Origin of the sequence: Plebeiibacterium sediminum (assembly GCF_026013605.1) — a bacterium.
Classification (GTDB): Bacteria; Bacteroidota; Bacteroidia; order Bacteroidales; family Marinilabiliaceae; genus Saccharicrinis; species Saccharicrinis sediminus.
Map to the genome: position 1 here is coordinate 48,774 of NZ_JAPDPJ010000012.1, position 25,454 is coordinate 74,227.

General features: G+C 34.1%; 18 protein-coding genes. 5 read left to right on the top strand and 13 right to left on the bottom strand.

The features are described 5' to 3' along the window. Positions 1-316: 316 nt before the first annotated feature. A complete protein-coding gene (locus OM075_RS07435) occupies positions 317-3,376 on the top strand; it encodes a hybrid sensor histidine kinase/response regulator (RefSeq protein WP_301189859.1) in 3,060 nt (1,019 codons plus the stop codon). 54 nt (positions 3,377-3,430) lie between these two features. Here OM075_RS07435 and OM075_RS07440 read toward each other — a convergent pair whose 3' ends face one another. Next, positions 3,431-4,156, bottom strand: coding sequence for an SMI1/KNR4 family protein (locus OM075_RS07440; RefSeq protein ID WP_301189860.1), 726 nt, complete (start codon positions 4,154-4,156; stop codon positions 3,431-3,433). Between the two features lie 97 nt (positions 4,157-4,253). Between OM075_RS07440 and OM075_RS07445 the strand changes: the two genes are divergently transcribed. Then, positions 4,254-4,388 carry a hypothetical protein gene (locus OM075_RS07445; RefSeq protein WP_301189861.1) on the top strand — a complete coding sequence of 45 codons (135 nt, stop codon included), beginning with the start codon at positions 4,254-4,256 and terminating at the stop codon, positions 4,386-4,388. Between the two features lie 44 nt (positions 4,389-4,432). On the opposite strand, the gene OM075_RS07450 is transcribed toward OM075_RS07445, so the two are convergent. From OM075_RS07450 to OM075_RS07465, 4 genes are all read right to left on the bottom strand, one after another. Next, positions 4,433-4,636 carry a hypothetical protein gene (locus tag OM075_RS07450; RefSeq protein WP_301189862.1) on the bottom strand — a complete coding sequence of 68 codons (204 nt, stop codon included), beginning with the start codon at positions 4,634-4,636 and terminating at the stop codon, positions 4,433-4,435. A 66-nt stretch (positions 4,637-4,702) separates the two neighbouring features. Beyond that, positions 4,703-5,230 carry a hypothetical protein gene (locus OM075_RS07455; protein ID WP_301189863.1) on the bottom strand — a complete coding sequence of 176 codons (528 nt, stop codon included), beginning with the start codon at positions 5,228-5,230 and terminating at the stop codon, positions 4,703-4,705. Between the two features lie 194 nt (positions 5,231-5,424). Next, positions 5,425-6,396 carry a DUF3806 domain-containing protein gene (locus OM075_RS07460; RefSeq protein ID WP_301189864.1) on the bottom strand — a complete coding sequence of 324 codons (972 nt, stop codon included), beginning with the start codon at positions 6,394-6,396 and terminating at the stop codon, positions 5,425-5,427. 49 nt (positions 6,397-6,445) lie between these two features. Beyond that, positions 6,446-7,036, bottom strand: a complete 591-nt coding sequence (locus tag OM075_RS07465) for a hypothetical protein (protein ID WP_301189865.1) — start codon at positions 7,034-7,036, stop codon at positions 6,446-6,448. A gap of 334 nt (positions 7,037-7,370) precedes the next feature. Between OM075_RS07465 and OM075_RS07470 the strand changes: the two genes are divergently transcribed. Beyond that, positions 7,371-7,682, top strand: coding sequence for a hypothetical protein (locus tag OM075_RS07470; RefSeq protein WP_301189866.1), 312 nt, complete (start codon positions 7,371-7,373; stop codon positions 7,680-7,682). Here OM075_RS07470 and OM075_RS07475 read toward each other — a convergent pair. Continuing rightward, positions 7,653-8,726 (bottom strand): phosphatidylinositol-specific phospholipase C1-like protein, encoded by a 1,074-nt coding sequence (locus tag OM075_RS07475; RefSeq protein WP_301189867.1) that lies wholly within the window; start codon positions 8,724-8,726, stop codon positions 7,653-7,655. The two genes, OM075_RS07470 and OM075_RS07475, sit on opposite strands and share 30 nt — an antisense overlap. A gap of 170 nt (positions 8,727-8,896) precedes the next feature. Beyond that, positions 8,897-9,817, bottom strand: coding sequence for an endonuclease/exonuclease/phosphatase family protein (locus OM075_RS07480; protein ID WP_301189868.1), 921 nt, complete (start codon positions 9,815-9,817; stop codon positions 8,897-8,899). A gap of 433 nt (positions 9,818-10,250) precedes the next feature. Between OM075_RS07480 and OM075_RS07485 the strand changes: the two genes are divergently transcribed. After that, positions 10,251-12,206, top strand: coding sequence for an endonuclease (locus OM075_RS07485; RefSeq protein WP_301189869.1), 1,956 nt, complete (start codon positions 10,251-10,253; stop codon positions 12,204-12,206). A gap of 202 nt (positions 12,207-12,408) precedes the next feature. On the opposite strand, the gene OM075_RS07490 is transcribed toward OM075_RS07485, so the two are convergent. Then, the gene (locus OM075_RS07490) at positions 12,409-14,949 is read right to left on the bottom strand and encodes an ATP-binding protein (protein WP_301189870.1); all 2,541 of its coding nucleotides are present in this window, start codon (positions 14,947-14,949) and stop codon (positions 12,409-12,411) included. Positions 14,950-15,457: 508 nt separating this feature from the next. Further along, positions 15,458-16,933, bottom strand: a complete 1,476-nt coding sequence (locus tag OM075_RS07495; protein WP_301189871.1) for an MFS transporter — start codon at positions 16,931-16,933, stop codon at positions 15,458-15,460. A 518-nt stretch (positions 16,934-17,451) separates the two neighbouring features. Here OM075_RS07495 and OM075_RS07500 point away from each other — a divergent pair. Beyond that, a complete protein-coding gene (locus tag OM075_RS07500; protein ID WP_301189872.1) occupies positions 17,452-19,878 on the top strand; it encodes a glycoside hydrolase family 127 protein in 2,427 nt (808 codons plus the stop codon). A 121-nt stretch (positions 19,879-19,999) separates the two neighbouring features. On the opposite strand, the gene OM075_RS07505 is transcribed toward OM075_RS07500, so the two are convergent. The 4 genes from OM075_RS07505 to OM075_RS07520 all read right to left on the bottom strand — a co-directional run bounded on the left by OM075_RS07505 (position 20,000) and on the right by OM075_RS07520 (position 25,207). Next, positions 20,000-20,746, bottom strand: coding sequence for a Crp/Fnr family transcriptional regulator (locus OM075_RS07505; RefSeq protein ID WP_301189873.1), 747 nt, complete (start codon positions 20,744-20,746; stop codon positions 20,000-20,002). Between the two features lie 45 nt (positions 20,747-20,791). Beyond that, the gene (locus OM075_RS07510) at positions 20,792-21,862 is read right to left on the bottom strand and encodes a M24 family metallopeptidase (protein ID WP_301189874.1); all 1,071 of its coding nucleotides are present in this window, start codon (positions 21,860-21,862) and stop codon (positions 20,792-20,794) included. Positions 21,863-21,967: 105 nt separating this feature from the next. Continuing rightward, complete coding sequence (locus tag OM075_RS07515) at positions 21,968-24,328, bottom strand: glycoside hydrolase family 127 protein (protein ID WP_301189875.1); 2,361 nt, start codon at positions 24,326-24,328, stop codon at positions 21,968-21,970. 57 nt (positions 24,329-24,385) lie between these two features. Continuing rightward, a complete protein-coding gene (locus tag OM075_RS07520) occupies positions 24,386-25,207 on the bottom strand; it encodes a M90 metallopeptidase family protein (protein ID WP_301189876.1) in 822 nt (273 codons plus the stop codon). Between the last annotated feature and the right edge of the window lie 247 nt (positions 25,208-25,454).

The following is a 25,454-nucleotide window of genomic DNA, read 5'->3' on the forward strand; positions in this document are numbered from 1 at the left end:
ATCTACATTAAGAATAAGTTATGATAGCGTAAAGCCAATGCGCAACATCAGGCTCACAAAATCCATCCGACCATTATGTTAAAAAATAACCCTCTTTTAACCTAACCATTAGCCAATAATTCCGTAATAGATTGCATTAATTATGTTTGCGTTAATTGTTTATTCGAAATGAAACATTCATTTTATAAAAACATAAATGTTTTATGAATGTTATTCATTGATAAATTATATATCTGATTTGGTTTTGAGCTATATTAAAATACTGCTTTTATTATTCATTCTATATCCTTGTGCTAATGCACAAAGGCATTCCAATGTGTTTGAGGTTATTTCCACAGAAGAAGGCTTACCGAGTTCAAAGGTATTTTCCATTGCTCAGGATAACAATGGCTTTTTGTGGATGGGAACTGTTGATGGCTTAGCTCGTTACGATGGAAGTAACTTTAAAGTATATCCATATATCCCCAATGATACCAGCTCTTTGCCTGTATCATTAATTACAGAAATACAACCTGTAAAGAACAACACGCTATGGTTGGCCACAAGAAACTTAGGTATCATTAAGTTTGATATGGTTAATGAAAAATTCACGCATTTTGTGCATAAAGATGATACACCAAACGCTTTGCCGTTTAATAATGTTGAGAAGTTTTATCTTGATGAAGATTCAGTTTTATGGGGAACCAATGATTTTAGATATGGATTTTATTACACCGAAGAAAAAGGATTTGTTGTTTCCAGACTTCCGGATAAAATACTTGAAAAAAATATTGAAATTGAAAACATTGTTGATTCAATAGGCAAGCTTTACAATTTTTCGGTAACACCTGACGACATTTGTTTTGAGCAATTTGATAAAGAAACCATCATTATTTCGGCCAGGCAAAATGGAACCTTCCTATTTAACAAAACAAACAAGCGTATAGTGAAGTTAATGGATGGTCCGTTTAATGAAGCCACAGATATTGGATGCATTACCAAAGATAATAACTCAAACATTTGGGTAGCAAAGTTTAACGATGGTGCATTATTCTATAGTCCGGTAAAAAGGCATTTTAAAAACTATCTGCATTTTAAAAATGACCACATCAACATCAATAATTTATTTGTCCGTGCATTAAATAAAAATGCCGATGGTAATATATGGATTGGAACCCAAACAAAAGGATTGATAAAGTTTAATCCTCAAAGTAATTCTTTCAAAGTATATAATAAGGGTAACCTTAGCAACGGAAACCTGTTTTCCAATAAAGTGCGTTGTATTTACTATGATAAAGATAGCACCATGTGGGTTGGAACCCAGGGATCATTAGCCCAATACTTACCCCAACAGGATAGGTTTATTACCTATAAAGTGTATGATGAAAATAAATTACAACATGATTCAAGAATATACGCCATTGTTGAAGATGATGAGAACAATTTATGGATGGCCAATTGGGATAATGTGGTTAAGTTTAATAAAACAACCCACCAAATAACCTACTACAGCAAGTCATTTTTTGGTATGGACAATATTCAGCATATTAACCTTGACAATAAGGGTAACTTATGGATATCAGCTGAATTTGGGGGTATTGCAGTTTTTAATCCTAAAACCGAAAAGATTATTAAACGTCATTGCATGGTTGATCAATGGTCGAAACAAAATATTTTTATGACCCTGCAGCAAAACGATAGTATCTTTTGGGCAGCCACATCCAATAGTCTATATAAAATCAATAATGATAACGATAGCATAGAAATCATTTCTCCCAAAGATGGATTACCCACTAATAATGTGGTAGGTTTGGTTTTTGATGGTGATAAAAACCTTTGGCTGACCACAACAAGAGGCATTGCTTGTTTTAATACAGCATCGCAACACATAACATCGTACCACAAAATTGATGGTTTACAATCGGATGAATTTGTTGAAGGAGCACATTTTTACGATGCCAAAACAAAGGAGGTATTGGTTGGTGGTATTAAAGGTTTTAATGTATTTAAACCTGCAGAACTACAGCCTGACACTTCGAAAGCTATCCCTCAGATTATTGAATTAAATGTGTTGAATAAAAAAATTACGCCTAATGTAGTACACAACAACACATCTATACTTGATAAACCTATAGAATATGCACATCATATAAATTTACATAGCTCGGATAAAGTATTTTCATTTGATATAGCCAGTATTAATTTTGTACGACCTTATAAAAACAAACTGGCCTATCAGTTAATAGGGTTTGATGATGAAGAAATTATTATAAATGCGCCAACACACGAGGTTACTTATACCAATTTAGCTCCGGGAGCATATACCTTTGTGGTAAAAGCTGCCAACGGTTATGGTATTTGGAATGACAAGGCCCGGAAAATTGAAATAACCATTATCCCTGCCTTTTATCAAACTATCGGATTTAAATTGATCATTGGTTTTATTGTCATTTCCCTTTTGCTCCTGTTTTATTTCAGAAGAATGAACAGTGTAAAGCGAAAAAGAATTATTCTTGAAAAAGCTGTAGTGGACAGAACAAAGAAACTATATGATGCCAATGCTGAGCTTGAAGAGAAAACAGAGGAAATTGAAGTTCAAAAGGAAATGCTTATCGCGAAAAATAACGAACTTGAAGAGCACAAATACGGACTGGAGCAACTGATTGAAGAACGAACTTCTGAATTAAAGGAGGCTAAGGAAAAGGCTGAAAAAGCTAACAGCTTAAAATCTGCCTTCCTTCAAAATATGAGTCACGAAATAAGAACACCAATGAATGCGATTATTGGTTTTTCTGATTTATTAAATGACGAGAAATTAACCGATGCGGAAAGAAAAGAATTTACTAAGGTTATAAAAAGCAATGGGCAGGCCTTATTGCATCTGATTAACGATATCCTTGATATTTCAAGAATACAGGCTGGATCCATAGAAATCATTAAGGAAAAATTCAGCTTTTCAACTTTATTTAAAGATGTTATTTCTGCAACCTTATTAAATGTGGATACAGAAAAACAACAAACGCTGCAATTTATTTACCCGGAGCATATTGAGGATTTTGAAATTTATTCTGATTATTTCAGATGCAAACAAATTATATCCAACCTTCTAATCAATGCCTTTAAATATACCAATGAAGGTTTTGTGAATTTTGATATTCAAAGAATTAATGGCTCTGTTATTTTTAAGGTAAAAGACTCAGGCGTAGGCATTAAAAAAGATGATATAAACCGCATTTTTGATCGCTTTGAAAAAATATCCTACAACAAAACATCTCACGAACGCGGCGTTGGTTTAGGTCTGGCCATTTCAAAACAACTTGCTAAACTATTGGGCGGAAATATTACTGTAAAATCAAAATTTGGTAAAGGGTCGGAGTTTGAATTTATCATATATTGATTGTGGTGAGTTGGTTAGGTAAATATGATAAACCTTTGTTCTGTGCATCATGTTTTATCTACCCAAAAGTCTTCCGATCAATCCTCTTTTCTTTTTCTTAATGACCCAAATCAAATCGTCAGGGTGTCTTCGTGTTAAGTTATTTGGTCCAAACTTTCCCCAGGCAAACCCTTCTGTTTCTTTTGATAATCTCATATCTGCAACGACCCAATCCTCTCCTTCAAACTCACTCATAAAGTCTGAATATTGATTATTTTCTCGTAAAAAATCAGTTTTATCAATCAGTTTGCCACCCTCTTTCCATATTTTATATACAACATTGTCATGTATATCGTTAAGGAAATTTGTTGATGGAGATTCATAAAACTCCATTAAGCTAGATAAGAAACCATTCAGATTTTCAGAGTACTTGATAAAAACAGCAGGATCATGACATACATAATAAACATGTCCAAGTGAACCGTCGTTTAAAATATCAAGAATCCAAAAGTTTCCTAATCCATCGTGCCCAAGTGTAACAGAGTATGGAGATAATTCAAGAAAACCGAATTGTGCAATCGATGAAAAATCAACCTGATCTACTCCATAACCATCCCACCCACATGTTTCTTTCAAAATATCTCTTATTTCGGTAGCAATTGTATTATTAGGAAAAAGGTTCGATAACTTATCTATTTCCGTTTCTGTTAGTCCATCCTGAAATTCAAGAGTATATTTTTCACCATCTTCATCAGTAAATGTAGATGCTTTTAATTTTCGAATAATCTCAATATTTTCCATATTTTCTTTAACTATGAATGGCTATATTAAATGGATTGAAACAGTTCAATGTTTTAACTAATACAACTATTTCATTGGTTTCCATAATTACTTAATTATGCGAACCAAGGGTAGGATTTACTCTATCCCAAAGGCTGTAAACCTGAAACTTATGGTTGATGTTTCAGACTTACAGCCTGAATGGGTACTTCCCTCAAAGCCTTGGGGTGATACCCCAAGTTATGATATATAAGGCCTTCAGCCTTTTAAACCATTACTTTTTATCCTTGATTGACATTAATTACAAAATACATTATAGAGTTTATTATGCTTTACTTCCTCCTGTTTTAGAGATTCAAGATCTCTTTCTGTCAGACCACGCCTTTTGATTTCTTCATCTATAGCTTTTTTGGTTCCTGACATATAAGTTTGATATTTAAACTCCATTAAAAAAGAAAGTTCAAAATCTTCAAAATTATTAAGGATTTCTTGTATCTGCATAGCAATAATATTAGGCTCAACGGTGAGCTAAAAACTTGTGAAGTTATAGATTTTTTAGTCCGTTCGTTATCTATAATATTTCCTTGTGAAAATTACATTTGGGGTAACATCAAGATTTCCATGACGGTCTTCTTTAAAATTTAGATCTAAATCATATTTCACATTGTATAATGACAATAGGTTATCTAGTTCATCTTTTTTGTTTTTAGCAACTGAGAGGGTTTGTTTAAACATTACGAATGGATGTAATGCTTTAGGAATAACTAAAAATCCTACCCCAATAATAATTAATGGGAGTGTTGAGATAACGCCTCCTTCGAATGCAAATATACCAAGTAAAAATCCCAATAGCATTATTACGATACTTATAGCAAGCAATACAAAGGTTGTGCTATATGTTTTGGCTTTTTTTCTACTAATAGTTTCCAATTCAATATTAGTATCTAATATGATCTTCTCGTACTTCTTGTCAAAGGATATTTTATCACACTTATTTTTAAACTGTGGCTTTTCATTAGTAATTCCACATTTTGTACCTGTTCTTTTGTCTGAAATTTGATTCTCACAAATTCCGCAATGTTTAGATTTAAGCATTAGTTTTTAATTGTGTTTAATGTTCGTTTATTTTTCTATTTACAATATGGATGAAATATGCAACGGTTCTTGATTGAAGTCTTGGCAAATAGGTCGTAGTATCGTGCCTCTAGATAGGGTGACAAAGACGATAGATTAAGGCTTCAGGACGTGGCAGATGAGCCATGCCTTATTTCAAGCCATTTGCGTACATTTCATTTTTCATTCCTAGTCTCAATCGTATGTTTCAACATCTCATAAATGTTAGTAAAAAATCCAATTTCTTCTGAATCGATCCGCTTATAAACACTAGATATCGGGAATGATGTAAAATTGTCAAGTGCCCGAACACCATAATCCTCACCATACTGGTCAATAACTTTTACCCAAGTCATGTTTAATTCTTTAGATAGTAAATCACCGTAAACAACACCTAATCCATTTGCGATTGAATCAGAACTAAACTTATCATCTTGTGTACTATTTATCCATGTGGCAAAAGTTGAATCAAGCAATTCTAATGTCAAATCATTTTGATTTTGATTATAATCAGGATTATAGTATTGAATTATATTTTTCCCGTTTTTTAGCCAGTTTTTTATAAATTCCTTATCACTATCGTTTAATAGAGTGATTTTTTGGTCAATTGGTTCTTGTCTTGTTGTTGTATAATTAACTATTCCTGAAGATGTCTCTACTGATCCTTGGATTTTAGCTGGTTCTATGCTTTTTATTAAATCAGGGATTGAAGCTAATAATTTTTTAACTCTCTTATCTTTTTGCTTTTTCTCAAGAATAGTAGCTGACATTATTATAGTACGATTATCCTGTAGACCTATTTCCCAAAATTTCATTATCAAATTAGTACCATTCTCAATTGAAGTCGATTCTTTGAATGCAATGGCAAAGTCATTCTCAAAATATAATTTCGTATCCTTTTTGTCTGCATTTCGAACGACGAAGTCATATCCAGTTATTGGCTTTACATTATTGTCTTTAGGTTCAAAGATTAATATATCAAATCTTAATGTAATACATTCCGAACCTTTGGGATAAAGTAAAACAGTACCGTCTTCATCCTCCTCTGTTAAATATTGCTTTGAAATCCTGATAAAATATGAACCTGAACCAAGAAAAACATCCTGAAACTCTTTATCTGATTTGCATCTATTAAATCCAAAAATCATTATTACTAGAATTATTGTTTTAGGTAAATTTCGTATCAACCTAGCCTTTTTAATATATATAATGACTTAAAACTATTGAAGTCTTTTCTTTCTCAATAGTTCTATACAGTTCATAATTATTATCCTGCAAGTATTCATTCGAAAAATATACATAGTCCCCATTAATCTTAATACTTGAAGAATCAATTTCGTTCTTGAGTTCTTTATAAGCAAAGTCTGAACTTAACAGTCCTGAAATCCATAGCACTTTATTAAATACGTTTTCCCATTGTGAATAGTCCAATGTATCATGACGTAATATAAAGTCTGCAGACACAGAATAAAAATTACATCCTCCTCTTTTTATTAACAATGTATCATTTGACTCAAGTATGATGGTCGCAACTTTTTCAATTGAGTCCCACTCATAGGTGGAAAGTTCACCTATTCCTTTCAGAAATTCATCGGTCTGAGTTAATTGGTTAAATATACATTCACCATCTTCAGATATTTTTGATTCGGTATTCTCTAAAACAGAATCCTCAACTAAAATTAAATCAGCCATTGGCTCTTCTTTCAGTTCTTTATTTGAATTCTTATTTGAAGAAACTGAACAAGAGACTAATACAAACAGGACAATAATGTTAATAAGTTTTTTCATATAAATTGATTTGCAGCTTGGCTCCAACAAATTCCCCAACCCTCCCTAATTCAGTATACATCATTAACATGTCAACAGCTCACGTCATTTGAAATAACTCCTTAAAATACTCCGTTATTAGAAAAATGTTACAATAATGGGGTAGAATATTATTTTAAATAGACGAAAGGCTGGAAAAAGACAATAAAGAATGAAGAATTAGTAATGTGTAATTAGTAATGAATAATGGGCATAGAGCATAGTGCATAGTGCGAAGAGCATAGGAATTAGGGCATGTTGTAAGTTTTGGGTAATGGCTTACGGCACAAGAATATCGCGGAATAGAGGAATATATATGATCAATCTAAAAACCACATATAACCCTAATTTAAAGACCTCCCTGCAACTTTGCAAGAAGGGATTTCTTTTTAGAAATATCGCCCTGCAGGTTCGCGACAAGCTTTCCACACTCTGGAAAACCTCTCGACTCCACGCAGCAAGCTTTCCACACTCTGGAAAAGGTGCCGATTACACGCGGCAAGCTTTCCACGCTCTGGAAAAGTTGCCGATTACAGGCGGCAAGCTTTCCAGAGTCTGGAATGGATGTCGATTACAGGCGGCGAGGTTTCCAGAAAATTTAAAGCAATGGATTCAACCTTTCTTTTGATGAATCAGGGAAGCTGATATGATAATCATTACCCAACCTTGCATCAGGCAAATAATAATCAGTGGTGATTACCTGTGCCCCACTTTCTTTGGCGGCTTCAAATCTGCTGTAATCATTGTTTCTTGCTTCTTTGGTATCAGCATCAGCCCTGGTTCGAACCATATATCCTTGTTTTACAAGTGCCTGAATAGAATCTTTGTAAGCTACCGGATCGTTAATAATAAAAAAGGAAGTATATGATTGATTGGGTTCCGACTTTACAAACATAGCCCTGCCCGCTAACGATTCATGATCTTTTAAATAGATCTCTCTCTTTGTTCCTCCCTCATCGAGTACAAATAAAAATTTACCCTTTACACGATCCAATTCCGGCCAACCTTGTTTTAACACAGCCTCCTTTAAACTTGAATACTTCCCTCTTACATCATCTGGTGTAATCAACTTGTCAGCCGTTAAATAGTCAAACAACTCTTTATCCAGTAAGTTAAAAGCGGTATCGCTAAAAGCCAATAAGGGAATAAATCCTTCTGCCGGAAAATTACTGGCCTTTGCATTTACGGTAATCACAACTGGTGTGTGATCAGGATGCTCATCCGACCATTTTTTCAGTTCCAAAAGCGCACTCTTAAAGGTGTAGTTCCATGTTCTGAAATCCAGATCAGGAATATGCATCACTTTAAATCCCGGAGCACTCATTTCATTTAAGGTGTCGTAAGGCAATGGCTCTATTTGATGTGCCTTTAATTGTTCATTGGCCCAGGGGTGTTGATATCTTCCTCCTTCGGGATCGTAAACAACGTCCACCTCCACGTTTCTTAGTCCCATTTCCAACTGTTGACTTAACGAAATATGGCTATAATCCAGTGTCTTTGCTATAGCTGAATCTTTTTCTGCAATCAGTTTCATTACTTCAGGCTGAATTGTTCTCTTGTAACTATTATGACTCCCGATTACCTGAATTTGGTTAAGCTTAAGCACTTGTTTTTGACTACAACTTGCAGATATCAGCGCGAGTAGAAATAGCGTATATTTTATATGGTTCATGTTTTAAAAAATAGATAAGAGATAAGAGATAATAGACAGTAGGCAGTAAGCAGTAAGCAGTAGGCAGTAGACAGTAGGCAGTAAGCAGTAGACTACTAACTATTGACTGCCGACTATAGACTATAGACTGTTGACTGTTGACTGTAGACTGTAGACTGTTGACTACCAACTTATTTACTCAACCGCAAAACAACCTTTACAGGAAAGTGATCGGATGGTAATCGGGATTCATATTTTGTCAGTGAAACTTCTTTTGGGAAATTATCATTGGGCTGAGGTTTGCTATCGGCAGTTATTGTTCTGTAGGTATCCGTTAAAATACCATAGCGCTCCACCGTAAATTCAGGACTAACAAACACATGATCTATTCTGCTATCTGTTTTCTGATTCGTTTTAAATCCGTTGAAGGTTCCATTTAAAGCATAACAAACTTTTGCCGCCTTATAAGAATCCTTCAGTAACGAAGATCCTTCAAGTATGGCGTAATTCGGACTATTTTGATCCACATTAAAATCTCCGGTTAAAATAACCGGCTTATCTGAACACATTTCTGTAATCTTATTTAATACCTGCTTTGCACTATTCTTGCGCGCCTCCACTCCTACATGATCCATGTGCAGATTAAAAAAGTAAAACTCAAACCCGGTTTCTTTGTCGCTCAATGAGGCCCATGTACAAATGCGTGGCAATGCAGCATCCCAACCTTTATTGGGTTTGTCTGTAATATCCGAAAGCCAGAAATGACCTGATTGTGAAACTTTAAATTTCTCTTTCTGATAAAATATTGGCGCATACTCACCTTCTGTTTTACCATCGTCGCGCCCAACACCTACATAATCATATCCGGGCAGTCCGGCCAACATATCCTGCAATTGATCGTGCAATACTTCCTGTGCACCAAACACCTGAAAATTATTAAAGCGAATTAAATCACAAACCACCGGACATCTTTGCTGCCATCCATTTCCTTCTATGGAATCTTCTGAGTTATGATAGCGAACATTAAAAGAGGCAACAGTTATTTGCTCTGCTTGCTGCCTACAATTTGTAAACAATACAATGATTAGAACGATAATAAAAGTGTGTTTCATATTTATTTTAATAATAGACATTAGATGTTAGATAATAGATGATAGATTTTAGACTTTATATATTACAGAAAAGCTTTACAATCTTCTTAATTTCTGATTTTGGAATGTAAAACAAATACAATTCTACAAATAATCAAATTATAGGATAAACAAATCACCCAAACCAACTCTTCCTCATTATGATTAATATTTCAGATAGCAATAATTTATTAAATTCCTTATAATTATTCATTAATCATTTAATAAATTACTAATTACCCTACCTATACCCCTCTCTATAATCCATATACAATAGCGAAATATGCAAATACCCCGCCAGTACCCCTCAATATTATATAAAGATTTCAATTTATTTAAACTTTGGTAATATTAATTAAACATTCATACCGACTAGTCGGTCTATATTTGTGTAAAATTTCTTAACATAAATAATATGAATAAACATTTACTCTTTTTAGCATTGCTATGTCTTTTAAGTATCAATTTGCTAAACGCACAAATCGTAATCAACGAGGTGGATTCTGACACTCCAAGTACTGACATGGAAGAATTCATTGAACTAAAGACAAGCACTCCCAATATGTCATTAACCGGCTATGTGGTGGTTTTATATAATGGTTCCAATGACGCCAGTTACGATGCCATTGATCTGGATGGATATACCAGTGATATCAACGGTATCTTTGTGATAGGTACAACTGGTGTAACTCCAAGTCCTGATTTACTATTTTCAAGCAGCTCAAATGCAATTCAAAACGGTGCTGATGCCGTTGCAATTTATTCCGGACATGCATCTGAGTTCCCCAATGGAACGGCTGTTACCAGCACCAACTTAATCGATGCTATCGTATACGATACTAATGATAGTGATGATGCCGGACTACTTGCTGGTTTGGGTCAAACCACACAATACAACGAAGGCGAAAACGGAAATAAAGATACGGAATCTTTACAACGCCAATCCAACGGAACTTTTATTGCTGCAACACCAACTACCGGTTTATTAAACGATGGCTCAGGAGAAACTGCTACCACAATTACGATCTCAACAGACGCAGATGTGTATATGGAAGGTAGTACAATAAACGTTACTTTTACTTCATCCGAAGCAGTGTCTGAAGACCTGACTATAAACTTTACTTTAGATAACGATCCTTTCACCTCTGCTGATTATTCAGGTACTTTATCTGTAACAATATTAAATGGTAACACTTCTGCCAGCACCAGCATTACAATCATTGACGATTCTGAGAATGAAGACATTGAAACTGCAGTAATTTCTATTGTAAACCTAGATACAAACTACGAAGCCTATAATGACAATTACTCCATTACCATCAATGATAATGATTATACAACAAGTAATTATGGTACTCCGGTGAATCCAACTTATGGTTATGTGCTATCAACTGCACCTGATGAGTATTATTCAAGCATTGACGGCTTAAAAGGAGCAGCTTTAAAAACAGCTATTACAACCCTTATTTCAACAAATGTACACGCTCAAACATACGGAGATGTATGGACTATTTTAAAAGAGGCCGATGAAAACCCTGAAAACAATAACGAGGTTTGGCTTATTTATACAGAACAAGGAAGATCAAAATCGTTACAACAAGGTTCTGGATCGGGAGTTGGACGATGGAACAGAGAACATATCTATGCCCAATCCAGAGGTGGTTTTAAAGATGGAACTTCAACCAGATCAGATGGTAAAGATGTTTACATGGAGTCAAGTTCTTCTGATTTAAACCATGCTCACGGAGATGCTTTCCACCTTAGAGCATCTGATTCTTCAGAAAACAGCAGCCGTTCAAATGAAGATTATGGCGAAGATACCGGTGAATATAACGGACCGGATGGTAATGCAGGAAGCTGGAAAGGTGATGTGGCCAGAAGCTTGTTTTACATGGCTTTAAGATATGATGACTTAAGCCTTGCCACTGGTAATCCTTCCAATTCTACAGTTGGAGAATTGGGTGATTTAAATTACCTGTTAACCTGGGATAAAGAGGACAAGCCTGATGACTTTGAAATGCACAGAAACAATGTAATTTACACCTGGCAAAACAACCGTAATCCGTTTATCGATCTACCAGACCTTGTAGACTATGTTTATGGTGATAAACAAGACCAGCCCTACAACGTTTCAACAGATGTAGCTGATATGCATGTAAGTAAAGTTGCCATTTACCCTAACCCTGCAAGCGATCAAATTAACCTTACTGATCTTAAATCTGGTGACAAAGTAGATATTTATTCCATCACCGGAGCTATTGTAGCCTCGCAGTTGTATAATAACGATGCAATAAACATATCATCTTTAAAAGATGGCTTTTACTTTATTAAAGTGAATAACATATTCTATGGTAAATTTTTGAAGAAATAGATCCTGGTTACGATCAGAAATATTTCAGGAGCATAACATCATTGCTATTACATAAAACAAACGCCTGTGAAACTGCATTTCACAGGCGTTTTTCTTGTAAGGTACTGATTAATATCAAATAAAATCTGATTTATTCAACGATATTACAGTCGTTATAGTCTTTTAAATATCATACAAATCAATACTTCATATTTTTTGCTTACTATGATTTTTTCAATTCTTTTAAAACATTATTTATCAATTCGGTAAACACCAACAAGTTGTTTATAATATATTCAATATCAAACACCTCATAGGCATTTAGCAATCCATTACCAAATATTACAAATTGGTCTATATTAAAGTCTTCACCTACACTAATATTCCTTAAAGCAAAAGATTTAATATCGTCCATTGCTTGCCGTTCTTTCAGCTTTTCATGTTCCTGTTGAATCTGTTCCAGTTCTGCTAATAATTGCTTTTCTTTTTCTGATGACAATTCATATTTTATCAAAGGTTCATTTGTAATTAATTGAGAATTAGTTTCCCGATTTAATGGTGCATGTGGCAGATATTTAATCAGTTCATTAATTAACACTTCTTCCTTAATTGGTTTGGTTATAAAGGCCGAAAAAATAGAAAGTTCCTCTTTACTATACTTATTTTTTATTGCAGAAGCTGTATATGCAAATATAGGAACACCAGCATATTTTTTTAATTGATTGATATCTCTTGCCAACTCCAGTCCGCTCATCTCTGGCATTTGTATATCTGTAATAATCAAATCAATATCCTTTTCTTTCAGTTTCTGTAGCGCCTTTTTGCCATTTGAACAGGTAACAATCTGTAAATGCCTTACTTCCAGCATATCCTTAAGCAACTGCCTGTTATCTTTAATATCGTCAACTACAAGAACTCGTGATCCTTTAAAATCAACGTTTTCAAATATTTTATTACTCTGGCTTACTTTAATTACAGCATTATTACTACAGGTAATTGAAGGAAAATCAATCATAAAATCCGATCCTTTGCCAAGTTCACTTTCAACAGAAAGCTTTCCTCCCATTAATTCAATCAAATTTTTAGTAATAGTGAGCCCTAATCCTGTACCACCATATTTACGGATATCTTGCCCATCAACCTGATGAAATGAATCAAATATTTTTTTTCTGTTCTTTTTGTCAATCCCTATCCCCGAATCTGAAACAACAATTTGTATACTATAAGTTGACCCGTTTAAAGGTTTTGCCTTAACCTTCAATTTTACATATCCTTCATGAGTAAACTTTATGGCATTACTAATTAAATTAGTTAGTGCCTGCTGCAAACGCAGTTCATCAGCTACAACATGAATTGGAACATTATCATCAACATCAATTTTAAATTCAAGATTTTTTGTTCTTAATTTATAATTGAAAATTGTTTTCATTTCTTCAACAAGATTCCTTATGGAAACATACCCTGTATCCAATTCCATTTTCCCAGCTTCAATTTTTGCCAGGTCAAGAATATCATCTATCAATGAAAGCAATAATTTACTATTGGTATTTATATATGTAAGGTATTTTCGTTGTGTTTCATCACTGATCAATTTAGTCAGTATACTAACGTAACCAAAAATACTATTCATTGGAGTACGAATTTCGTGACTCATATTAGACAGAAATTCAGATTTTGATCTGTTGGCTGTAATAGCACTTTCCTTAGCTTCAATTAACTGTTGCTTTAATTTAATCTCTTCATTAATATCTGAAAATATTCCTATTACTTTATTGACTTTATTATCCTGTATTAAGGCTGCAGCATATACCTTAATCCAAATATATGCTCCATCTTTATTTTTAATTCGATGAATATGTTCATACTGATCTTTTTCTCTTGTCAGTAAGCTTCGATGATCTTCAATAATCTTATTTTTATCCTCCGGATGAATAATATTATCCCAATCCATCATTGAAATTTCTTTACCTTTATCAATACCTAAAATATCATAACCAACCGATGAAAAATACTTTGTATTATTTACATGATCAATAATCCAATAAGCTAAACTATTCTTCTCCAATGCCAGTTTTAATAAATGTTCATTTTCTGCAAGCTTTTTTAAAGACCTTTTCAGTGCCTTTGTCTTTATATGTAACGCACGATCATTTTTTCTTATTCTTAACGATGCTGGAATGATAACAATAAGAAACATGGAGAAAAGCAGAAGATATAGTTTAATAACCAACCACCTGTTTTCATCAATAATGCTATAAGAGATATCCTCTGAAGATGTTTGAAAAAGTTCAGTTGCCAGATGTAGATAATTCAGAATTTCATTGGAGTCTTTTATAATCTTATTTCCCAATAGAGAATTGTCTTCTACATTTAAATAATTTCTTATATCGCTAATAAAAGTTCTTACTCTATGATCGAGATTTATAGGTTCTTTATAATAATAACTCATCAAAGTATCCTGCACCAAACCGGTTACTAAGAATTTATGATTACTTTGAAATTCATCAACCAGTTCTTTAACTTCACTATAATTTGGATTTGACTGATCTTTTTGCTTTAAAATGATCAATGCTATTCGCTGCGAAAGCATACGCTGCTTTCCGGCAATATTGATGTATCTCGCAAATTGTTTTTGTGAATTAAAAATCTGATTTTGATGTTTTGTTTCTAATCTTATACCAACAGCGAGTGAAATAATTAAAATCACAAAACTAATGAGTACAATAATATGATTTGGAATGCTTTGTAGTTGTTTTTCAATCATAAACAGCTAGGTTAAGTTTTTTTGATTTTTACAATTTTAGTTACATAAAATCCATTTTAATACTTTCAAGGTAAAAAAATTTAAATACGTAAACAAACTTTATAGTTATGATTATTAACAACTTAACACCAACCCTTATTCTCAATTACATAACACCTTTAATAACAAACATTTAAATAACTAGTTATCTGCTATTAAAAAAACTATTAAAAACAACTGAATTATTATTATTCAGCTAAAAGTTAATCCTCATTTTTATTTATACCAAGTGTAATTCTATTGCACATCCTCTTATTCTATATTCTATTATTTCGTAAATAAGGTGTTTAATTTTTTTGCCTGACATGTTAGTTTTGCATTCTTATCAATGATATAAAACAATAAAAGGAAGCTATTGATAACTTCCTTTTATTTGTTGCAAATTTTGTGAACTAAAAATATTTATCTCGTTGTTTAGTAAACGAATAAATACTGAACTTATTTGAAATCTTTCACTTTTATTTAAAATTTATTTCGCTTGTGCCTCTTTAGGTCTGATTACCATTCTATCGTAAATGAACAATGCTATAATGGTAACAACACCTATACCTGTAATAAAATACCAAATTCTGTTCGGATCGTAATTGTCCCAAATAAATTGAGTCATTTCATTTTCTGTCATTCCTAATTTTGAAGCCGCAGAAGTAAAGTAATCATTCTTTGTAAATTGCTGGGTTATTTCAGGCATTACAATTCCTCTGCTTGCCATTTCTGTTTGCAAAAGACTTAATTTATCTGACCAAGCCTCGTAAAGATTACCTGAAACAAAGGTGGTTAAGAAATTACCTAAGAAAACTGGTAAGAAATAAGTTCCCATGTATAAGGCTTCTTTTCCTTTGGGTGATATTAAGGCAATAAATGAAGAGAAGGTTGGATTTGTCATCATTTCTCCAATTGAGAAAATCATGATACCCAATATGGTGTATAAACCATTACCTGTGTAAAAAGTAATACCGATACCTATCGCTGCAACAATAAATCCGTTTATCATGGCGCTTACATGGCGCATTCGTAACACAAAATATGATACGATTAACTGAAATACAATAATAGAACCAGCATCAAGGTTAATTAACATCTCAGGATTAACAGAGTCACCTCCTCCACTCATGGCACTGGCAATCCAGGGGGATACCTGGGCAATTGAATCATGCAAAGCTTTTGTATTTACCCAGTCTTCAATAAAAGTAGGGAGCGTATAGAACAGCTGGTTAAACATGGTCCAGAAACCAACCATAATAACTAACAATACAGAAAGGCGACTGTCTTTAACTGCTTCCCAAATCTTTACTAAGGAACTTTTAATGGCTTCGGTAATTGTTTCATTATTTTTTTCTCTGTCCTGTTCTTTATAAAAAAGTAATACGATTAACAGGTTTATGGTAATAACTATTGCTGCCTGAAGAAATATTATTTTCCACCCAAATTGAGTTCTTAAAGTCGATGAAAAAGCAGGACCGATAAAACCTCCAATATTTACCATCATATAAAAAATACCAAAACCTAAGGTTGAGTTAGACTCATCGGTATTTTTGGTAACAATAGCAGATGCTACAGGCTTAAACATTGCTGCACCAACAGCTACCCATAAAAACACCATAAATACCATAAAGTAAGAATTCACTTCACCCATTAAATAGTATCCTGAAATCAACAACAAATAGGCGATTACCAATGATACTTTATAGCCAATTTTATCTGCTATTACGCCTGTAAATAATGGTAACAAGTATAATATTGCAGTGACAATACCCATGATCTGGCCTTTTTCAGTATGCGAAAATCCCAAACCGCCATCATCTGTTGAACCTGTTAAGTAAAGTGCCAATACTGCAAATAGTCCATACCATGCCCAGCGCTCAAAAAGTTCCATAACACAAGCAAGCCAAAATCCTTTCTTAAAGGATTTAATGACTCCAAAAAATGATTTTTTATCTGTACTCATTTTCTTTTAGTTTTTTTATTTCAATGTAATGTCTTATATGATTTAGCTTTTTCAAGCTTTTCTTTATTTTATGCTTTTAACTTACTATTGAGGTTTATTATTTTGATTTATTTGCCAGGAGTATACCATTATCTTAACCCATAAATCATTTAAAGTTGTACTATTTGAATCAAACCCCCACAAATTTAAAAATTTGAATCACTATTCCTCAATTCATTTCATTAATAACTATAATTTGTATGGCATCTTAATAGTTTTAGGTAGTAAAGTGTCATATAATATGCAAAGAAGGCTTAATATAAATGATTAATATTTCTACATCGGGATTTACTTAAACCTATTCGAGAAATATCTCCAAGATTTACAACATCTTATACTATACAACGAAATCTATTGATGGAACATTTATACAAACAAAAAAAACATATGGTATGATCAAAAAACTTATTTTTTGGCTTCTTGCGGTATGAATAAATACATGCTTGCTATTTTTGTCAAGCCAAAAACACATTATTAATATGAAGAAAAATTTATCCGGAATTTTATTTGCGAGAGTGTTTTTACTTATAAGTATCAGCTTGCCATACTTAAGTAATGCACAAAACAAAGCCGACGGAAATTACCCTATTGAACCAGTATCATTTACATCGGTAACCTTAAATGATCATTTTTGGAAACCTAAAATTAAAATCAATCACGATGTTACGATTCCTATTGCGATTGAGCAGTCTGAGATTAGCGGCCGCATTAAAAACTTTGAAATAGCAGGAGGACAGGCTACTGGTGATTTTTGCTCTCAATATCCGTTTGATGATAGTGATATTTACAAGATCATTGAAGCTGCCAGCTATTCACTACAAACAAATCCTGATAAAAATTTAGATCATAAGCTTGATAGCCTGATTGCTAAAATAGCTATTGCTCAGGAAAAGGATGGATATATTTGTACCAACTTAACCATTGCGCAAAAAAATCATACTGAAGCGCATCCCTGGATTGGTTCTGAAAGATGGGAGCATGTAAATGAGCTCAGCCACGAACTGTATAACCTGGGGCATATGTTTGAAGCTGCTGCAGCTCATTATGAAGCTACAGGGAAAAGAAATTTCTTAGATATTGCCATTAAAGCTGCGGATATGTTAGATGCAACTTTTGGATGGGGAAAACTGGAAAATTATCCGGGGCATCAGGTTGTAGAAATGGGATTGGTACAATTATATAGAGTAACCGGAGAAAAGCGATATTTGAATCTTGCCAAATTCTTCCTTGATGTGAGAGGTCCCGGAGGTGAGGAATATTGCCAGGCCCATAAAAAGGTAATCAATCAGACAGAAGCTGTTGGGCATGCAGTAAGAGCAACTTATATGTATGCTGCAATGGCTGATATAGCTGCATTATATAATGATGATTCTTACTTAAAAGCCAGTCATGCTATTTGGGAAGATATGGTGCATAAAAAAACATACGTAACCGGTGGTATTGGAGCCAGTGGTGGTAACGAGGGATTTGCAAATCCTTACGAATTACCCAATATGGCGGCCTACTGCGAAACCTGTGCATCTATTGGTGAAGTATTCTGGAATTACAGAATGTTTTTATTTGATGGTAACTCTAAATATTATGATGTATTGGAACGTACCCTTTACAATGCTTTAATTTCTGGAGTTAACCTTGAAGGTAATCGATTCTTTTACCCTAATCCGTTGGAGTCAATAGGTCAGCACAGCAGAAGTAAGTGGTTTGGATGTGCTTGTTGCCCGCCAAATATTGCCAGATTGTTACCTTCGTTACCGGGTTATATTTATGCTAAAACTGATAAATCGCTATTTGTGAATCTATTTATGGAAAACACAGCACAATTAGAGGTTAACAATACAAACGTTACCATTAGCCAGCATACAGAATACCCATGGAACGGAAAAATAACCATTGATGTTTCGCCTGAAAAAGTAAAAGCTTTCGACTTAAAAATACGTATACCGGGATGGTCTCAAAATGAAGCGATACCAGGAGATTTATACACATTTGATACTAAAACCAATAATAAAATTGACATCATCCTTAATGGAAAACCTTATGCCTATAAAATGGATAAAGGATATGCTGTAATATCTAAAAAGTGGAAAAAAGGTGATGTAATTAGTTTTGATTTAACCATGACGCCTAAAACGGTTTTAGCCAATGAAAAAGTAAAAGACGACCGCAATAAAATGGCTGTTCAGTACGGACCGATGATGTATATAGCTGAATGGCCTGATATGGACGGTGGTAAGGTTCTGAACCTGATCGTAAATAAAGATCAAAAGTTTGAGGTTAAAAAAGAAGCTAAGCTATTGGGCGGAGTAAACACTATTAACGGATCTACACGTATTGTAAAAGCAACAACCGATGGTGGATTTTCTTACAGTAAGGAGCTTCCTCTGAAACTGATTCCTTATTATAGCTGGAACAACAGAGGAGCGGGTGAAATGACGGTTTGGATGCCATATAATGAAAATAGTATTCGTCCCTTACCTGCGCCATCAATTGCCAGCAACAGTAAAGTTTCAGCTTCTACATCTAGTAAAAGTTTAATCGCAATTAATGACCAGTTACTTCCTAAAGATGCCATTGACCATACCTGGCCTTATTATCACTGGTGGCCTAAAAATGATTGTTGGGAATGGATTCAATATGATTTTGAAAAAGAAGAAACAGTAAGTTCATCAAAGGTATACTGGTATGATGACAGTCCTTTTGGAGGTTGCAGAGTTCCTACGCAATGGGAGATTTTATATAAAGATGGTGAAAACTGGATTCCGGTAAAAGCTAAAGGTGAATATAAGGTTACCAAAGACCAATGGGATACCATAGAGTTTGAACCTGTTAAAACAACAGCTTTAAAACTAAGAATTAAACTACCTAAAGAATTCTCAACAGGAATTCACGAATGGATTGTAGAGTAAGGAATATCTCTTTCAAATAAGCAGTTTTGCCGCTGCTATTATTTGTAAAAACTACTATAAAAAAGCCTCTGATTACAAATATGATCAGAGGCTTTCTTTTTTTTTTTATTCAAGCAGCAGCTTAAAATTTATAATGCTTACGGTACATTTGAAAATGGGCTATTTGATTTAATTTGTTTCTGTTTAAAATCCTGATCTGACGTCCATGGAGACTAATCAGATTTTCATTTTTAAACGATGTTAAAACCCGGATTACTGTTTCTGTGGCCGAACCCAGTTTATTGGCCATTTCATCTCTGGTAATTCTGATATTGAGCATTTTTTCACAATCTTCGCCAAACTCATCATACAAATACAAAAGCATTTCAGCTACTCTTTCTCGTATTGATTTATGCACAATTTCTGTTACAAACGCGTTTAATTCACCCAACTCCTTACACATCATCTTAATCACCTTTTGTCTGAACTTCCAATTGTTATCAAATAACCGGGTTACTATTTCAAATGGAATATACCGAAGTATGGCATCTTCCATAATTTTAGCTGAAGTACAGGCTTCTTCGTTGGTAAGTAATGATCTGTAAGCAATTAAATCGCCTTTGTGAGCAAAACGCAAGATATACTCCTTACCTGTCAATCCCATTTTAAAGACTTTTACCACTCCCTTTTGTATACAATACAAGCCAGAATGCTTTCTGCCTTCGTAATAAACCACCTCTCCTCTCTTAAATCTGGTTCTGGAACTTTCTCTTTCTAAAAAAAACAATTCCTCATCCGTAAGATTATTAAATAAATCCATTGATTTTAAACAACAGTGATCTACATCAATTATCTGTGTTTCTTTAAAACTACTTACGAATGTTTCCATGAATATCTTTACTTCCTGTTACTATAAATATTTTACGCCTATACTTTATACAATTGTAAGTCCTCTCTCAAAACGATTCAATGATTCAGATCCATCTTCGCAAACTAAAACAGAATCCTCAACACGCATTCCGCCAAAGCCTGGTATATATAATCCAGGTTCTATCGTAACCACCATATCTTTCTTTAAAATGGCTTCTGAATCATATTTTATAAAGGGAGCTTCATGTATATTTAAGCCTGTTCCGTGACCAATACCGGGATAAAAGTATTGTTGATAGTCCTGAGGAATTGAAGCCCTTACAATACGGTCAATTTCTTTTGCTGAGGTATTATCCTTTATGGCATTTTGAGCATTTAATCCTGCATTGTTTACTATATCATGGATTTTTATTTGCTCAGGGCTCGCTTTCTCACAAACAAAAACACGACTGATATCGGCATGATAACCATTGTATAAAGCCCCGAAATCGAAAAGAATAATATCCCCACTCTTCAGCTTGGTTGAACCGGGTTTTCCATGCAAAAGAGAACTTCTTTCTCCAAACAACACCATCGTTTCAAAGGATAAATCGTCGGCACCACTTTTTTTCATGGCATATTCCAATTCTGCTGTTACATCCAGTTCTGAAACACCCGGTTTAATTAATGAAACAATTTTACTCAATGATTCATCAGATATTTCTGCAGCACGTTTTAAAGCATTAATTTCATCTTTGCTTTTAATTAAACGTAACTGTTCCACCAATCCAATTTTACCGGTTACCACAGTATCTTTAATCTGGCATAATTCAGCATGCTCAACATGTAAAAGATGCGCACTTTCAAATGCAAGAAATTTTACTTTTTCTTTACTGCACAAGTATTGATAGGTAGGCGCCTGAAATCTTTGATCTTCAATCCAGTTAAAAATCTGAATCCCTTTAAAACATTCCAGCTCTGCCTGTTCGGTATACCTGCCATCGGTTATTAAATATGTCCCTGTTTTTGTAATTAACAAACGCGAAGAATCTCCAGTAAACCCGGTTAAATACCTAATATTCTCCACTGAGCTAACAAATAATGCATCTAGCCTGTGTTTTTCTAATATTCTTATTATTTCGTCTATCTTTTGCATATAACCACTTATTTATGTTTGCAAAAAATGGCAAATACTTTATTATTCGCCATTTTCCTTGAAGCAATTGTTATATATAAATCTGTAATATTGATTTGATCTACATTATCTTTTTACAATTCTGGCACTGGCAACCGGACCGGCTCTATGCCCGTCATTAGGCACAAGTTTTACAGTTACTTTACCGCCATTAACCGTTAAGCTATCGGGTAAAGCATACTGCTGATTATAAAACTCACCGTTATTTTTATTCGATAAATTCTCTGTTGCTATTTTCTGATCATTTACAAATACATCAAAGGTTCTTTTACCTGGTAATCCACCATAATACTCCAATACAAGAGCCATAGGCTGACCTGCGTAAACATTCATTTCAAATGAAAACCATCCTCCCCGATCTGCCTCTCTGTATTTTACATGTTTCAATTCCTCAACCCAGGATTTATCTTCTTTAAAATGATGATCTCGTTCTGGTTGCATCTCTCCTAACTTAAAATAATCAATGGTCATCTCCTGAAGCTTCTTCATCTTCTGCTGTATTTCAAGATATTCAGCTTTATGCTGATCCCATTTTTCTTCTGTAAAAAGATCAAAATACACAGAATAGCTTCTTTCATGAACCTGATAAAAAGGTCTGAGCAACACATCCTTTGGTCTGCCAACACCTTCTGTTTTAAAAGTATTGACCGCTCCATCCTCTTTAAGCAACCACATTTCAGGGTTTCTTTCCGAGGTCATCAATACAGGAACGTATAGAAGATCTGTAGCTTTGGGATCATTCTCCGGACCTAAATCGCCAGCCATAACCAATGGCCCGTACATCACAGCCACTCTGTTTTCATCATCTGGCATAGATTCCAAGCGTAACGTAAAAGGAATAGAAACCTTCACCTCATCACCTGATTTCCAGGTTCTATGAATGGTTACAAAACTCTGAGGTTGTTCCACTACAGTTATTGGTTTATCATTAACAAAAATTTCAATGCCTTGTTGTGCCCATCCGGGATATCGAATATTTAAAGCAAAATCAACCGGTTTTTCGCATTTAATTTTGAATGATGTTCCTTGCTCGTCTGGGTAATTTGTATTTTGAGTAAGATGAACGCCTTTTTCTTTCCAGTTTAATTCAGATGCTATAAACTGCGACACAAAGAGTTCTTCGTGATTATGATAGTATATATTTTTACCATACTTGGCATGATTTTCCATACCAGTTCCAATACAACAGGTAAACCAATCTGGATCCTGATAAGCTTTTTGTCCACCCATTTCAAGCGAAAGGTTGTAGACTACTCTTCCGTCGACTGGATTTTGAGAAGAAAGAATTTGGTTAAAAAGAGCTCTTTCATAATAATCTGCCACTTCAGCTTTAGCTTCCCACTGAAACAAATGCTTCGATAATTTAAGCATATTGTATACATTACAAGTCTCTGTGGTTCCATCGCTCAATCTGTCTCGTAAAGTATCTGGTGCACCAAAATACTCGTGATTACAGTTTCCTCCGGTTACATAGGAATGATGATGTACTACTCTCTCCCAAAAATACTCAGAAGCATCATAATCACTTTTATTTCCTGTAAGCTCATATCTTCGTGCTGTACCAACAAACTTAGGAATTTGCGTATTGGCATGTTTACCTGGCAAAATATCTTTATGGTGAGCTATTGAATCAATAATGGCTTTATGATGAAATACCATTGACATATCAAGGTATTTTTGATTACCGGTAATGCCATAAAGTTCAGCAAGAACTTCATTAATACCTCCATGCTCACAATTCAACATTTCCTGAATCTGATCATCATTTAAATCCTTAACAATGGTAAATAACCAGTCAGAAAATTTCACCGCAATATCTAATGCTTCTTTATTATTGCATAATTTATAGGCATGTATCAAGCCATCTAAAACTTTATGCTGGGTATAATAAGGCACCCATATGCCGTTTAAGTTAAATCCCTGGGAACGAATATCTCCTTTGGCCACCTCTTCTTCCAGTATTCTTTCACCGTTTTCAAAAGCACCTACATATCCATTTCCTTCGGCATTTTGGCATTCAGCAAGCTCACTTACAATATAATCTGCTCGTTCTTTAAAAACTGAATCGCCTGTTGTTTGATACATTAAACAAATTGCAGTTAAGTAATGACCTAAACTATGTCCGGCAATGGTATTATCCTCCCATCCATGATATTGCTCTGCTTTAGGTTGAAGACCAGCCTCAATACGAAATCTAGCTAAAAAACGATCTGGTTCATAATTTAACAACACCTGCTTATCCAATTCAGTAGCATGATAAAAAGGACCATCCAATAGTTTTACATCAGTAATATCAAAAGTAATTGCCCTGAAAGGTATAACCTCTGATTGCGCACCGTTTATTGTTGGAGGATGATCTGTTGATTGTTTACAACCCATGGTAAATAAGAATATTATTACACAAAGTACACCAATATTTTTTGCCATTATTGTTATTGTTTTTAAAGGGATTCTTCACTTGTTTTTAGTTCAATCTGTTGATATTTAATCGCCTAAATATTTATTTTCAGCGGCATGACAAGATGGTGAAGTCTTAAACTCTGAAAAATATTGACTTACCAACTCATACAAATTCGGATCATATTTTTTTAAATCTTCTCTTGTATTAACCCAATTATGTTTTCCATCCGTTTCAGGAACCTCAGCATTGACATTAAACCAATCCTGAACAGCTTCTGCCCAGTATTCATAAATATCTGTTTTTGCATAAGTATTTTCATATTTGCCTTGAGCTATGGCATTATCCATAAGCTTTTGCAATTTGTCGTTGAAAGTTTTATCGCTAGGAGCAATTCCCAACAAATGTATGCCGTGCGAAAACTCATGAATGGTAATATCTTCTGCATGATATTTATCTATCTGGTAACACAAAAGGTTTTCTTCTGCACATGAAGAAAGCGGTGCATTTAAGTCACCTCCCAGTCCTCGAGCACGAACATCCCAGTTGATAGTTGTATCATTGGCCAACTCTTTTTGTTCCGGAAGATCAGTCGTTCCCTCATATCTTGCCATTACAGCCATACGAGCATCGTTCTTAATCATTGACTTTAAGACTTCCTTTGGTAAATCTTTAGTCATAAAATACACAATCTCCCATGCTTTTATTAAAGCAGCATCCGGCACTCTCCATGAGCTAACCACTGGTATTCCATTAGCATCCATATACTTTTTGTAAAACGGATCTAACTTTAATTTTGCAGGAGGAGCTGTAATAGCAGGAGTTTCAATAGAAGTGTTTTGTGCTGAAATAATAAAGAAACAGCAACAAAACAATAAGATAGATATGATTGATTTTTTGATATTCATTTTTATTCTTTTATAATATGTTTATTTAGTAGTACTCAGTTTTCAGTACTTAGTCAACTGAAGACTACTTAGTATATGTCCTGGTTCAAGTTTACAACTTGGACCTTCATTAAAATTTATTTAACTAACCAACATTGTATCATTCAATTAAAAATTCAAAGGGTACGAGATACAATCTCGCACCAGCATATGATTGCCTACTGTTAACTGTAAGATACTTAGCATGTAGTCTGGTTCAAGTTTCTAA